Annotated in this window: 10 protein-coding genes; 2 read left to right on the plus strand and 8 right to left on the minus strand. The window is 60.8% G+C overall.

Annotated elements, in window-relative coordinates:
* Nucleotides 1–2064, minus strand: coding sequence for an ATP-dependent helicase (locus DevBK_RS06805; RefSeq protein WP_317184886.1), 2064 nt, complete (start codon nucleotides 2062–2064; stop codon nucleotides 1–3).
* A gap of 162 nt (nucleotides 2065–2226) precedes the next feature.
* Between DevBK_RS06805 and DevBK_RS06810 the strand changes: the two genes are divergently transcribed.
* Entirely contained in the window at nucleotides 2227–2976 is a 750-nt protein-coding gene (locus DevBK_RS06810; RefSeq protein WP_061907257.1) for an exonuclease domain-containing protein, read from the plus strand.
* A gap of 30 nt (nucleotides 2977–3006) precedes the next feature.
* Here the strand turns inward: DevBK_RS06810 and DevBK_RS06815 are convergent, their stop codons facing one another.
* From DevBK_RS06815 to DevBK_RS06835, 5 genes are all read right to left on the minus strand, one after another.
* Nucleotides 3007–3819, minus strand: a complete 813-nt coding sequence (locus tag DevBK_RS06815) for a carbohydrate ABC transporter permease (protein ID WP_061907258.1) — start codon at nucleotides 3817–3819, stop codon at nucleotides 3007–3009.
* 68 nt (nucleotides 3820–3887) lie between these two features.
* Nucleotides 3888–4769 (minus strand): carbohydrate ABC transporter permease, encoded by an 882-nt coding sequence (locus DevBK_RS06820; RefSeq protein ID WP_061906883.1) that lies wholly within the window; start codon nucleotides 4767–4769, stop codon nucleotides 3888–3890.
* Between the two features lie 151 nt (nucleotides 4770–4920).
* Nucleotides 4921–6195, minus strand: coding sequence for an extracellular solute-binding protein (locus DevBK_RS06825; protein WP_317184887.1), 1275 nt, complete (start codon nucleotides 6193–6195; stop codon nucleotides 4921–4923).
* A gap of 75 nt (nucleotides 6196–6270) precedes the next feature.
* Nucleotides 6271–7353, minus strand: coding sequence for an ABC transporter ATP-binding protein (locus tag DevBK_RS06830; RefSeq protein ID WP_061906885.1), 1083 nt, complete (start codon nucleotides 7351–7353; stop codon nucleotides 6271–6273).
* A gap of 329 nt (nucleotides 7354–7682) precedes the next feature.
* Nucleotides 7683–10463, minus strand: a complete 2781-nt coding sequence (locus DevBK_RS06835; protein ID WP_317184888.1) for a glycoside hydrolase family 2 protein — start codon at nucleotides 10461–10463, stop codon at nucleotides 7683–7685.
* A gap of 208 nt (nucleotides 10464–10671) precedes the next feature.
* Between DevBK_RS06835 and DevBK_RS06840 the strand changes: the two genes are divergently transcribed.
* Nucleotides 10672–11697: a LacI family DNA-binding transcriptional regulator gene (locus tag DevBK_RS06840; protein WP_317184889.1), complete on the plus strand. Its 1026-nt coding sequence runs from the start codon at nucleotides 10672–10674 to the stop codon at nucleotides 11695–11697.
* Here the strand turns inward: DevBK_RS06840 and DevBK_RS06845 are convergent.
* The gene (locus DevBK_RS06845; RefSeq protein ID WP_317184890.1) at nucleotides 11694–12782 is read right to left on the minus strand and encodes a LacI family DNA-binding transcriptional regulator; all 1089 of its coding nucleotides are present in this window, start codon (nucleotides 12780–12782) and stop codon (nucleotides 11694–11696) included. The genes DevBK_RS06840 and DevBK_RS06845 overlap by 4 nt on opposite strands.
* A gap of 131 nt (nucleotides 12783–12913) precedes the next feature.
* A complete protein-coding gene (locus DevBK_RS06850) occupies nucleotides 12914–13915 on the minus strand; it encodes a Gfo/Idh/MocA family oxidoreductase (RefSeq protein WP_317184891.1) in 1002 nt (333 codons plus the stop codon).
* Between the last annotated feature and the right edge of the window lie 73 nt (nucleotides 13916–13988).

Genomic DNA, 13988 nt, shown 5'->3' on the forward strand with positions numbered 1-13988 from the left:
CTACCACATGCCGCGCATCTTGGCCGCGATATCGACGACAGCTGGCCGCGCCGGGCCGACGCCTTCGCGGATTGGCGTCACCGGCGGCCATAAGATGTCATCGAAAAATGCGGTCATCGACCTTGGGATGAAGCGGGTGCGTTGCGCATAGAGGTGGCGATCGCCATTCCTCGTCTGCTGGGTCACATAGAAGCGCTGCGGCACGAGCAGATGCAATTCGTCCTTGGCGCGGGTCATGGCGACATAAAGAAGCCGCCGCTCTTCTTCGATCTCATGCGTGGATCCCGTGCCGAGATCGGACGGAATGCAGCCATCGACGACATTGAGGACATGGACCGATTTCCACTCCTGCCCCTTTGCCGAGTGGATGGTCGAGAGAATGAGATAATCCTCGTCGCGCAAGGGCACGCCGGGTTGGTCGCTGGTGGCGTCGGGCGGATCAAGGGTCAGTTCAGTGAGAAACCGGTCGCGGCTCGGATAGCCAGAGGCGATCTGCTCGAGCTGGACGATATCGGCCGATCGGATAGCTGCATCTTCGTAATTGGCCTCCAGCAGCGGCTCGTACCATTGGCGGATATAAGCCATGTCGAGCGGCCAAGAGATTTCGCGCGCCGAAAGCCGGCCCACCATGCTGACGAGATCAAGCCAATGCTGACCGGCCTTGATAGGTGGCGGAACTTCGGAAAAAGCCCATGCGGGATCGGCATGGGCGGCGATGGCATCAAGGGCTCGGCCAGCCGTTCCCGGCCCGACGCCCGGCATGAGTTGCAGCACGCGAAAACCGGCAACCCGATCGCGCGGGTTTTCAACCCATCGCAAAAGCGCCAGCACGTCCTTGACGTGGGCCGCGTCGAGAAATTTCAACCCGCCGAATTTGACGAAAGGAATGTTGCGGCGGGTCAGCTCGATTTCGAGCGGCCCGGAATGGCTCGATGCGCGGAACAGCACGGCCTGTTCCTTGAGCGCAGTGCCCGCCTCGCGCGCCTCCAGAATAGACTTGGCGATATAGCCTACCTGATCGGCCTCATCCTTGACGGTGACGAGGAAAGGCTTGGCCTCGGAGTGCCTTTCGGACCAGAGATTTTTGGTAAAGCGCTCGCTTGCCTGCTCGATCACCGCATTGGCCGCGGCGAGGATCGGTTGGGTGGAGCGATAGTTGCGATCGAGCGTGACGATCTCGGCGGCCGGCGAAAAGGCGCTCGGAAAGTCGAGGATATTGCGCACGGTCGCGGCGCGGAAAGAATAGATCGATTGCGCATCATCGCCGACCACCGTCATGCCGCGCCCATCCGGGCGCAAAGCGAGCAGGATCGAGGACTGTAGCCGGTTGGTGTCCTGATATTCATCGACGAGGATATGGTCGAAAAGGCTCGACATCTGCTCGGCAATCATAGGCTCGGCCATGATCCCGGCCCAGTAGAGCAGCAGGTCGTCGTAATCGAGAACATTCTGCTGCTGCTTGGCTTCGACATAGGCGCTGAAAAGCTGACGCAATTCGGCAGACCACATGGCGCACCAGGGAAAGACGGATTTCAAAACCTCGTCGAGGTCCGCCTGCGCATTGACCACGCGGGAATAGATGGCGAGGCACGTGCCCTTGGTCGGAAACCGCGTCTTGGTCTCGCTGAACTGCAGCTCGTGGCGGACGAGGTTCATGAGATCGGCGGAGTCTTCGCGATCATGGATCGTGAAGGCGGGATCGAGACCGATCTGATGCGCATACTCGCGCAGCAATCGCGCGCCGATCCCGTGAAAAGTCCCGGCCCAGGTCAGAGCATCAGCGACTGCGCCTTCGCCAATGCCGAGAACGCGGCCTGCGATGCGCTCGACACGGCGGGCCATTTCGCTGGCGGCACGGCGCGAAAAGGTCAGCAACAGAATGCGCCTGGGGTCCGCGCCATTGGCGATGAGATGCGCCACGCGATGCGCCAGCGTATTGGTCTTGCCCGAGCCGGCCCCAGCGATGACCAGCAAGGGGCCGGGCTTTGCTTCCCCAACCCCATGCACGACAGCCGCCCGCTGATTGGTGTTGAGCGCATCAAGATAGGTGGTGTCGGCAAGCACGAATCGATCCCCGCAATAAGCGGACAGGGGATGATATTCTCTTTTTGTTCGCAAGCTTTCCTTGGACTCACGCCATCACGATATTGCCGTGATCGCAGCAACCGGACTTGTGCATCCTAGTGGGCAATGGTCCGTTATGGCTTCATGCAGCAAGGATTGGTCATGTCCATCAGGAGGATACGCGTCATCGACCTCGAGACATCGGGCGATGCGGCAACGGATGTCTGCGAGATCGGTTGGCAGGATGTGGTCTCGATCGAGGGCGGCCCGTGGCAGGTCAATGACGAACGCGGCGCGCTTTTCGTCAATCCGGGCCGCCCCATCACGCCCGAGACAATGGCGATACACCATATTCTAGATGCCTTCGTCGCCGATGCGCCTTTCTGGCGCGACATAGCCCCCACCGTCTTGCAGCCGCAGGATGGCGTCATCGCTTTGGCGGCGCATCGCGCAGCTTTCGAGCAGCGCTATTGCACGCCGCGTTTGACCGGCGGCGCGCCGTGGATATGCACCTGGAAAAGCGCCTTGCGCGTCTGGCCCAAACTTGAAGGCTTTTCCAACCAGATGCTGCGGTATCAGCGCATGCCCGAGGGCCTCGTGCACGAAATCGGGCTCCCCGCCCACCGCGCCATGCCCGATGCCTATGTCACGGCGCATCACCTGCGCGATATGCTCAATGAAACTTCGGCCGAACAGTTGATTGCCTGGAGCAAGCTGCCGGGCCTTCTGCCACGAGTGCGCTCCGGTCCGGAGCGTGGCAAAGCGTGGGAACAGATTTCGCTCGAAGCACTCGACGAGTTAGCGCGCGACCGCGACATCGACACGCGCTTCAGCGCCGAGCAGGAACTTAAGCGCCGCGGCGAAGCGACGCCGCAAGTGCCAAAGCCCAAAGCACAGCAAAGTCTTTTTTAGGCGGCCACCGTCTTTATCGCGCCCAGTGGTTCAACCCTTGACCCCTGCCGAAAGCATGATGGCTTGCGTCACGCGCTTTTGGAAGATGAGGTAGAGAACAGCCACAGGCAGACCGGCAACGACGGCCGAGGCCATCAACTTCCCATAGACAATGCCATAGGCGTCCTTCACCTGCGTGATGCCCACGGGCACGGTCATCGTCGCCTCGCCGGTCGCGGCAAGGAAAGGCCAGAGGAAGGAATTCCAGGCGCCGATAAAGGTGATGATCGCCAATGCGGCCGTTACGCCCCAGTTCATCGGCAGATAGATCCGGAACAGGATCTTGAGGTGCCCCGCACTATCCATCTGCGCCGCCTCGCGAAATTCCTTCGGCACGCTATCGAAGAACTGCTTATAGACGATGATCACCACCGGCACGATCAGCTGCGGCAGGATGATACCGGCCCAGGTGTTCAACAGCTTGAACTGCGCCATCAGCACGAAGTGGTTCACGATCAGCGCCTGCATGGGCACCATGAAACAGGCCAGGATCAGCACATAGATCACCCGCCGCCCGGGGAAATCCAACTGGCTCAGCGCATAGGCGCAACCGGCCGAGGAGACGATCACCAGCGCGGTGATGATCAGCGAAGTCACCATCGAGTTGATGTACCAGATGCCGATATTGGTGTTGTTCCAGATGTGGATATAGCTGTCGAACACCACCCGATTGGGGATCAGCGAATTGCTCCCCGAAATCACCTCGCCATCGGGTTTGATCGACGTGATCACTGCCCAATAAATTGGGAAGAACGAGGCGAGCGCGACGAGTAGTGTGATGACAGTCAGGGCCAGCCCGATCATGTCGATGGGGCCATCGCCCCGGCTCCGCGCTGAAACCATGGTGTCGCGGTTGGGAATTGCTTCGGCGCTCATTTCTCACCTCGTGCACGCAAGACCTGGTATTGCAGCACCGAGAGGATGATGATCATCCCAAAGAGCAGCATGGCGGCCGTCGCCGCCTCGCCGCCCTTGTTCTGCTGGAAAGCCAGTTTGTAGACATATTGAACCAGCGTGATCGTCGCGTCCTGCCGCCCGCCGATCGAGAACAGGTAGACCTGATCGAAAATCTTGAGCTGCGCGATGAGCTGAATGGTCAGCACCAGCGCCGTCACCGGCCAGATCAGCGGCCATGTAATACGCTGGAACTGCCGCCACCGCCCCGCGCTATCCAGCGCCGCGGCCTCATAGATTTCCGGCGAGATATTTCTCAAGCCGGCGATAAAGAGCAGGATATTGAACCCCATCGTCCACCAGACCGTGACGAAGGCAACGGTGGGCATGAAGAGCGGAATGGTGCGCGTCAGCGAGATCGGCTTGCCGCCATTGAACAGCGCCACCAGCCCCTGCACGAGCCCATATTGCACGTCGATGATCCAGTTCCAGGTGAGGAACACCACCGAAACCGGCAGGATATAGGGCAGGAAAAAGCAGGCGAGCACAAAGCCCTGCACCGGTCCCTTGAGCCGGTTCACCGCCATGGCGATGACGAGGGAAACCAGCGTGCTCGGAATAACCGTCAACACGACGAAATAGGCCGTGTTCCAAAAGGCCGAGTGAAACAGCTTGTGGCTGAGGATTTTCACATAGTTATCCCAGCCCACCCAGTCCCCCGACCCGATCAGCGGCGCCTTGGTAAAACTGAGCATGGCCATCTGGATCGTCGGCCACACAAACAGCCCGCCATAGATGAGCACAAATGGCCCCACCAGTAGCAGCGCCACGAGATATTCCTGCCGTTTATCCCTGAGCATCGCATAGAACTCCCTGCATCCACAACCACCGGCGGACACCTCCCCCTTGACGGGGGAGGACGGGAGGGGGTGTCGGGAGCCACGATATCTTGGCCCAAGTCCCCCTCCCCAACCCTCCCCGCAAGGGGGAGGGTGCCCATCGGGTCTAGTCCTAAAGCTGCCCGTTCAAATCGTCCCGCATCTGCACGGCAGCATCTGCAGGCTCGATTTCACCCGTGGTGGCTGGATTGATGTAGTTGCTCCAAGCATCGCCGAGCGGCGCGGCGGGACCAGCAAGCACGGTGCGCGGATCGAACACGGCCGTATCGGCAAAGCCGGCATAGTCCGACTGCGGCTTCAGCGCCTGGAATTCAGCGCTGTCACGCACGGCATTGAAGGCCGGGATGTGGCCAGCGCCAGCCCAGTCGAGCGAGTGCTGGTCCATCCAGGCAATGACCTTCATCACCGCCGCGCGCTTGTCCGCATCAGCTTCCTTGCCGGCATTGGCGGGAATAACGAAGGCATGCGAGTCAGACCATGCGGCCTTGTTTTCGAACAGCGTCGGCAATTCTACCGCGCCCCATTCGAACAGTTCGCCCTTGGCATGGAGATCGACCATGGTCGGGATTTCCCAATTGCCCATGATGAAGAACGGCGACTGGCCCGAGGTAAAGAGCGCCAGCGCCGCCGGGCTTTCGACCTGCACCGGCGTGTAGCCGCTATCGACCCAACCCTTCACCACATCGATGGCGTTGGTCAGCTTGGTGACGTCCTCGTCGGTCGGGAAGAAACCGCCTGCGGCTTCGTCGAACATCGTGCCACCCTGCTGGCCGAACAGGGAGTAGATCGTGCGGTAGCGATCGCCCGTTGGGGTCGAGATGCCGTATTTCCCGTCCTTGGTGAAATCAGCCAGGATCTTGTTGAAATTCTCGAGCCCATCGAGGCCCTTGGGCAGCCCATCCTCACCGATCAAGCCAGCCTCGGCGAGCATATCCTTGTTATAATAAAGAATGAGCCCGTGCTGATCGAACGGCACCGCATAACGCGTGCCATCGACCTTACCGGCATCCGACGCAGCCGTCGTAAAGTCCCCGTCCGAAATCCCGGCGCCGGACATATCCTCGTCGGTGATCTCGCTCACCGTACCACTATCGACGGCGAGCGGAATGCGGCTGAGGTGATAGGTCGCGATATCGGGCCCTTCCCCGATCGCCGCCGACGTTTGCAGCTTGGTATAGAACGGCGTGCCCCATTCGAGCGTCGTGTTCTCGATCGAAATCTCGCCCTGGTGCTCGGTGTTGAATTGATCGATCAGCGCCTTCATGCGCACGCCGTCGCCGCCGGCGAGAAAATCCCACCAGACCACATTCTGCTGAGCCGCAGCGGCATGGGTCAGCGCCATCAGCGCAGTCGACACCAAAGCCAGTCGCTTCAAAGTCTGTTTCATACTTTCCTCCCAAACATGCCCAATGCATGCATTCATCCAGCCGGGCGCTTGTTATTTTCCCGGCGGAAACTCTCCTCAGTCGGCGTGATAGGCCTTCCCTTCGGCATCGAAGAGATGGACTGCCGAACCATCGACCTTGAGCCGCACAGACTGCCCGGCTTCGAGGGTCGACTTGCCGATATCGTCGCCGACGACCACCGTGCCGTCTTCCAGCCGCGCATGGATGAGCGTCCGGTCCCCCAGCCGCTCGACCAGCGCAATGGTCCCGGCCACCTCGCCGTCCGCCGCCACGCGCAACGCATCGGGCCGCACGCCAAAGGTCAGCCCCTGCCCCACGGTCGGCGCAAGCGCGGTCGGAATAGTCGTCGCAATCCGCGTTCCACCCGCCGTCACCGCGACGCGCCCGCCTTCATCGGCCAGCGCCGTCACCGGCAAAAAATTCATCGAGGGCGAACCGACAAAGGCCGCCACGAACCGGCTCGCGGGCTTCGAATACACCTCCATCGGCGTGCCGATCTGCTCCACCTTGCGGTTGTTCATGACGACAATCCGGCTCGCCAGCGTCATCGCCTCGGTCTGGTCGTGGGTCACGAAAATCATCGTCGTGCCGATGCGCTGATGCAGCTGCGCCAGCTCCACCCGCGTCCGCACCCGCAGCCCCGCATCGAGATTGGAAAGCGGCTCGTCGAGCAAAAACGCCTTGGGCTCGCGCACAATCGCCCGCCCGATGGCAACGCGCTGCCGCTGTCCACCCGAAAGCTGCGCCGGCCGCCGATCGAGCAGCGCCGTGATCTCGAGCATCCGCGCTGCCTCGTCGACCCGGCGCGCAATCTCGGCCTTGTCGGTGCCGATATTTTCGAGCCCAAAGCTCATGTTCTGGCGCACCGTCATATGCGGATAAAGCGCATAATTCTGGAAAACCATCGCCACTTCGCGCTGGTTCGGCGGCAGGGTATCAACGCGCTTGTCGCCGATGTGGATTTCCCCGCCATTGACCGCCTCAAGCCCGGCAATCATCCGCAGCAGCGTCGATTTCCCGCAGCCCGAAGGCCCGAGGAAAACGATGAACTCGCCCGAGCGAATATGCATGCTGACACTGTCCAGCACCTGCACAGCGCCATAGGACTTGCTGACATCCCGAAGGACGATATCGGCCATCTCTTTCCTCCTTATGAGACCAGCGCAGCTTTGCTGTCTTCTGATCACTTGCCGCTCATTTAGCGGCCTGCATCCTCGCCCCACCCACGGAACCTCCCCTCGCCCCTTGCGGGAGAGGGACAGGATTTTCGCGTTCAGCGAAAATCCAGGGTGATGGGTTCTCTCCTCCGCAGAGGAGCGAGTTGTGGGCTCGCCCCCTCATCCGGCGCTTCGCGCCACCTTCTCCCCGAGAGGGAGAAGAATGGTTCGGCGCTCACCTCTTATTCCTCTCCCTCTCGGGGAGAGGGTGGATCGGCCGCAGGCCGAGACGGGTGAGGGTATTCCTCAGGTCACATCGAACCCTTATCCACCGGCAGCTCCCCAGCCGTCGCCACCAACCCATCAAACAGCGCCGCCGCCACCGGATCAGCCCCCGGCGCCTCGCGCGTCAGCCTGAACGTCGTCGCGACAACGCCACCCCGGCCAACGCGCTTTTCACCAATGATCGCCGCCGGCTTGTGCACCCAGCCGCAGACCATCCCCGCGATGACATTGTTGCCAAATTCCCAGGGCCTGAACCCCGTAAGCAGGTGATGCGGCACAACATCGGAAAAGCTCAGATCAAAGATCGGCCCACCCGGAATGTTCGCAAACGCCCCCTCGCGGCGCACCCACGAGAACCCGGCAATCCAGTCGCCCCGCCAGATCGTCCCGTCACGCTCGACCAGGCTGATGCCCGGCAAATGCTGATCGAGGCTTGGCCTGAACGTCTTGCCATCCGCCACGATCGAGCGATGCGGCAGTTCCCCGTCAGGCATGTCCGTCCGCAGGTTCTTGTTCGTCTCCACCGTCCCATCGGCGAGGATCAGATAGCGCGCGCCCGCCTTGATGGCCTCGACATCGTCGCCATCCACCGCATGCACCAGCACCACATCGGCCTCGGCAGCCGGTACCACACGGTAGCCGAGGCCGCTGGCATAACTTGCGAGGGAGGAATCGGCCGCGGCGATGGAGGGGCGCCCGGCCGTATCGCGCTTTTGGTAAAGCGCGATCTCGCAAGTGTTGCGCGAGAGAACCGATCCACCGGCCTCCAGCACAAATTCTATGGATAGAACACGGTTGTCGCCGCCCTGCGGCAGAACAAAGCCGATTTTGCCGAGATCGGCCGTCGACACTTTGCCGGTCGCCGGCACATCGACCGAACCTGAAACTTCGCCGCTCCAGCGCAGCACAGCTCCAGCGGGAATAGTCTCGCCACCGGTCCCGATTTTCAGCTCAATATCGAGCGTTTCGCCAAGATAGGCCGAGTAGCGCGCCGGACGCGGCACGATCACCACATCGGCGTTGATCGACCCAAAGACGTCATGGAAGACGCGCGGATTGCGCTCGATGTCGAGGAGACCATTGGCCTCCCAATGTACATCCGTTAGTTCCGTGATCACATAGCCCATGATCGAGGAATAGCGGCGCATTTCCTCGATTTCGTAGCGCAGGTTCATGAACTGATACCACTGCACGTTTTCGATGAAGGCATCGAACGAGCCGAAGGTTTTCGCCAGATCCAGCGCACCAAAGCGGTCCTCGATGCCATGCGGCAGCGCCACGCCATCGCCCCAGAGCGAGCCAGTCTCGAACCAATCCGGCTCGGACCCATCTTCACGGCGCAGCTTCTTCGGATCAGGCAGACCCCAGACGCCGAATTCGGAAACGATCAGCGGTTCATCACCCTTCCGCTCGGCATCGCCTAGGCTTGAGAACGTCCAGTCAGCACCTGCTGCGAACTGCGCGGTTATATCGTCCCACTCCTGCCGGCGCTCCGGCACCGAGCGGTAATAGTGGTAGTCGTTGAGGTCGGTCTTGACGTGGAAGTTCGGGAAGCAAGCGGAGTTGTCGACCACAAGACGGGTCGCATCCTCAGCCTTCAGCCAGTCGTAGGTGTCCTTCACCCACTGCCGGTGCTCGGCATTTTCGAGCATGCGGGTGCCCCAGTCCTCGTTGATGATCGTCCAGACGATGATCGAAGGATGGTTGCGATCGCGCTTCAGAATACCCGTCATCGTGTCGCGCATGCGCTGCGCCGACTTCGATGTGAAATTCGCGACGTTCGGAATTTCGGTCCAGACGAGCAGGCCAAATCGGTCAGCCACGTCATAATAGCGCGGATCCGGCACCTTGATGTGGCACCGGAGCGTATTGAGACCCAGCTCCTTGGCCTTCTTCGCCTGGTCTTCCAGGAACTCCAGCGAAGGCGGCGTATAGATGCCGTCTGGATAATAGTCCTGGTCGAGCGCGCCGCGCATATAGATCGGCTCGCCATTGAGCAAGATCTTGCCATCGCGCGTTTCGACCGAGCGGAAGCCAAAACGCTCTTCCACCACGTCGACATCATCGCCCAGCGACACGGTCAGCGTATAGAGATTGGGCTGATCGATGCCCCAAAGCTTTGGCGAAGTCACCGCAAGCTCGACCGCAACCGAAGCCGCTGCAGTCACCAAGCTTTCGGCCACCACATTCCTACCGGCATCGCGCACGGCGAGCTTGACCGGCAGGCCCGCGGCCGCAGCCGAAAAGTCTAGCTCGGCCTTCACAAGGCCATCGGTGCCAGCCGTGATGACAACCGCTTCAAGCCGCCGCGCATCGCGCGCCAGCAGAGAAACCGACTGCCAGAGACCGCCAATCCGGCCATACCAGGAAATCTTACCGTGCGGCACTTCACCAAACGGGAAGTCTGGGAAGGCGCGATGATCGGCCGACGGCATGGTCACGCGCACCTCGACCTCATTGGTCGGGCGGAGGAGTTTGGCGTCGAGCACGAACTCAAACGGCAGGAAGGCGCCTTCGTGGCTGCCCAGCTTCTGCCCGTTGAGAAACACCTCGCAATAGTAGCTCACAGCGCCAAAATGCAGCACCAGCTCTTGCCGATCCCAACCGGCCGGCACGGCAAAACTGCGCTTGTAGATGGCATGGCCAAACGTATCGACGAGGTCGGAGAATTCGGCCTGCCAGGGCTGGGGCACATGCGCTTCGCGCCATGCGCCATCCTCGTGCTTGAACTGCCAGACACCGTCCAGCGACAAGCTCTTGCGTGGTGCGCCGACTTCCTCCGCGGCGACTGCACGACCAAGGTTCATATTCCCCACCCTTAAGCGTATTAGTTATATTATTATCAGAGTAGGGCGAAAAGCCCGCGCTTGGCAAGGGGGCGAAATCAAGGGCGCCGCGATCCACAGATCCGTAACCAACTCGCAGAAAACCAACTCTCGAAGCTAACGGACTGCTAACGGAATGGGCACGCTTTCAAATCCGGGTTAGAGAATTATCCCGCACTTCGGAGAGACGATGGAAAAGCGCGCAACAATGCACGACGTGGCCGAGCGTGCCGGGGTCTCGCAGGCCACCGTGTCGCTTGTTCTCAATGGCGTTCCCAATGCGCGCGTATCGAAAACCACCCGCCGCCGCGTGCAGGAAGCCGCCGAGCAATTGGGCTATCGCCGCGGCAAAACCCATCCGGTGCCCGCCGGGCGCCAGCGCGTCATCGGCCTGTTCATCGATGAAGTCTCGACCACGCCCTTCGCCGCGCAATTCCTCGAAGGCGCCCGCGACGAGGCCGCGCTGCAGGATGTTACTGTCGCCACTTTTTGCACCGGCAACAGCCCTGCCCTTGAACAAGCCGGCCTCGACATGCTTGTCGCCCAAAAGGCCATCGGCGCTATCTATACGACACTTATGACTCGCGAAGTCATTGTTCCTTCAAGTTTTTCGGCGCTGCCCCTAGTGCTTCTCAACTGCTACGAAAAGCGCCTCCACCACCCGTCCGCCGTGCCCGGCGACATCGTTGGCGGCTACTCGGCAACTGACGCCCTTATCAAAGCGGGCCACACCCGAATCGCTCACCTCGCGGGCGAGCACCAGACCGCCGAAGCCGCCGGCGACCGCGAGAAAGGCTTCCGCCAGGCCATGGCCAAGGCGGGCATTGCGGTTGACGAATCCCTCGTCACCCTCGGTGGCTACTCCATCCGCGCCGGCCGCGAACGCGCCCTAGAACTGCTCTCTCGCCCCGATCGCCCCACGGCAATCTTCTGCTTCAACGACCGCATGGCCATCGGCTGCTATGAAGCCGCCCGCATCCTCGGCCTCAGCATCCCAGGCGACCTCTCCATCGTCGGCTTCGACAACGAAGACATCTCCGCCAACATGGACCCGCCCCTCTCGACCATGGTGCTTCCCCACGACGAAATGGCACGCTGGGCCGTTGGCCAGTTGCTCGATGGCTTTACGAACCTAGATGCCGACGAAGGCATGCAAAAACTCAAGATCGAATGCGAGTTCATGGATAGGAATTCGATAGCGCCGCCAAGGCCTTAAGAGCGAGGCTTTTCTACGGACGCACGCTCGACGAGGGGACATTCGAGCTTGGTGAGCGGATACCTTGCCTCCACCTGACCATCAGCCAATTGCTCGGCAATCCACTGGCCCATAGCCCGATGCGGCAGCACCGATGTCGTCAATTGTGGATGGAGATGGCGCGCGATCTCTTCGTCGTCATAACCCACCACCGACATATCGCGCGGGATCTGATATCCTGCCTCTTTCAGCGCTTCATAACAGCCGATCGCCATACGGTCGTTCTGGCAAAAGATCGCGGTCGGAACCTCAGGCAAATCAAGGATTTTCCGCGTCGCTTCATAGCCAGCACTGGCCGACCAGTCCCCGGCAAAAACCAGATCGTCGTCAAACGGAATATCCGCCGTCGCCAGCGCACGACGATACCCCTTCAAACGATCCTGCGCCGCCTCCATCCACACCTCGCCCGTGATCGTGGCAATGCGCTGGTGCCCCTTGGAAATCAGATGATGCGTCGCCCTTTGCCCTCCGGCGATCTCACTCGGCACCACCGCCGGAACGGCCTGCCCAACCGCGTAACAGTTGAGCAAAAGCACCGGAATATCAATATCTTGTAGTATTTTCGGCAGCTTCACCTCGCGCGTGAAGATAGTCATATAGACAATTGCCGTGGCACCCTGCCGGACAAAGGCCTCGACTAGATCGCGCTCCGTCTCCTCGTCCCCACGGCTTTGCGCCACAAAGACCAGCCCCCCAGCCGCCTGCGCTGCCTGGCTCAACCCCTCGATGGCCTGCACAGCCTCCGGGCTGGTCGACAACTGATCGACCAAGAATGCAATATGCTGCCCCCGCCCCGGCCGCCCGCTCTCGACCGTCCGCGCCGCCGACGGCACGTCATACCCAATCCGCCGTGCCGTCTCAAATACCCGCCGCCGCGTTTCATCAGACAGCCGAATCCCAGGCGCATTGTTCAGCACAAACGACACAGTCGCCTGCGAACATCCTACTTCCCGAGCAATATCCGTCATCGTCGCGCGTCGCTCGACGCCTTCTTTTAGACGGCGATTTGCGGGGGCGTTGCTCCGCTTCTTGTCGATTGAGTCCATGCAATCCGCCCAAACCAAGGTGCTAATATTCTTTAGCACCTATTAGTCAGGGTGTCTCCGGGTGAAAATGAAGGCCGGGCCAGTGGGTGAGGTTATGATGAAAACCTAGGCCTCTGCATCTGCCCGAAAGTCTACCAGGCTTGAATGGTGACGGGCGTGCCATCGCCGGCCACGGATTCCTTGATCGCATCCCAAAGGCGGGCGAAGCGCAGACCGTTTGCGACTGTGGAGGGATTTTCCAACCGTCCATCGCGAACGGCCTGGAAAGTCTGCATGGGCGTGTCGCGTATTTCGTTTTCTTCCCGTGGCTCAGCGACGCCATTGATCGTTACCTCGCGCCAGGCGCCCCAGGCGTCGATGCGGACGATTGCCTTGGTATAAAAGAACGTGATGGCGGAGGCGCAGCCTGGAGGGCCATCGCCGGCAGCGTTGAAGGTGACGAGGGCGCCATTGCTGAGGCGCCCGGCGACAGCGGTGACGAGGTCGACGGCGAGGCCGCGATTATTGGCATAAGCGGAAAGGCGCTCGAATTCGGCATCAGCGAGCACGCAGACGGTATTCATCATGTGGGCGCCGGTATCGAACATGAAGCCGCCGCCCGAAATTGCAGGGTTTTGTTTCCATTGGCCCGCATAGTTCGTCGCCCAACCCTCCCAGATCGACGCATTTACGCTGACGAGGTCGCCAAAGTCGCCTCTGCGGGCGCGGTTCTTGGTATCGTGGACGAGAGGCGAGAGGCCGCCTTGGAAAGCGATGACAATCGTGCGCCCAGTGCGCTTTTCGGCCTCTACCAGTGCAAGGGCCTCCTCCACCGTCGTGACCATCGGCTTTTCGAGGAGAAGGTCAGACCCGGCTTCGATGACGGCCAGCGCATTGGCGCCGTGGAAAACATGCGGGGTCGACACATAGACCGCATCCATTTTGCCCTGCATCGCGGCGAGCATGGTTTCGGCATTGTCGTACTCGGCCGGACGCAACGCGCCAGCAGCTTCGCAGGTATCGGCAAACCGCTTTCGCGATAGCTCGCTGACTTCTGCGCTGGCGACAATTTTTACGTCGGGCATTGCGGCCCAACCCTTGGCATAGTCAGCCGCCTTCAGGCCCGCACCAATCACTCCCAAACGCAGAACCATGTCGCCAATCTCCCCTTTTGCACACGTCTATATGAGATAGACGTGCCACTCGCACGCCGAATGACAGGCTAAT

The organism is Devosia sp. BK (assembly GCF_032907385.1).
Taxonomy (GTDB): domain Bacteria; phylum Pseudomonadota; class Alphaproteobacteria; order Rhizobiales; family Devosiaceae; genus Devosia.

Excerpts from the sequence above, each read along its gene's own strand:
- DevBK_RS06845 (WP_317184890.1), bottom strand. The coding sequence starts at position 12,782 with ATGGACTCAATCGACAAGAAGCGGAGCAACGCCCCCGCAAATCGCCGT.
- DevBK_RS06810 (WP_061907257.1), top strand. The coding sequence starts at position 2,227 with ATGTCCATCAGGAGGATACGCGTCATCGACCTCGAGACATCGGGCGAT.
- DevBK_RS06840 (WP_317184889.1), top strand. The coding sequence starts at position 10,672 with ATGGAAAAGCGCGCAACAATGCACGACGTGGCCGAGCGTGCCGGGGTC.
- DevBK_RS06815 (WP_061907258.1), bottom strand. The coding sequence starts at position 3,819 with ATGATCGGGCTGGCCCTGACTGTCATCACACTACTCGTCGCGCTCGCC.
- DevBK_RS06830 (WP_061906885.1), bottom strand. The coding sequence starts at position 7,353 with ATGGCCGATATCGTCCTTCGGGATGTCAGCAAGTCCTATGGCGCTGTG.
- DevBK_RS06850 (WP_317184891.1), bottom strand. The coding sequence starts at position 13,915 with ATGGTTCTGCGTTTGGGAGTGATTGGTGCGGGCCTGAAGGCGGCTGAC.
- DevBK_RS06825 (WP_317184887.1), bottom strand. The coding sequence starts at position 6,195 with ATGAAACAGACTTTGAAGCGACTGGCTTTGGTGTCGACTGCGCTGATG.
- DevBK_RS06835 (WP_317184888.1), bottom strand. The coding sequence starts at position 10,463 with ATGAACCTTGGTCGTGCAGTCGCCGCGGAGGAAGTCGGCGCACCACGC.
- DevBK_RS06820 (WP_061906883.1), bottom strand. The coding sequence starts at position 4,769 with ATGCTCAGGGATAAACGGCAGGAATATCTCGTGGCGCTGCTACTGGTG.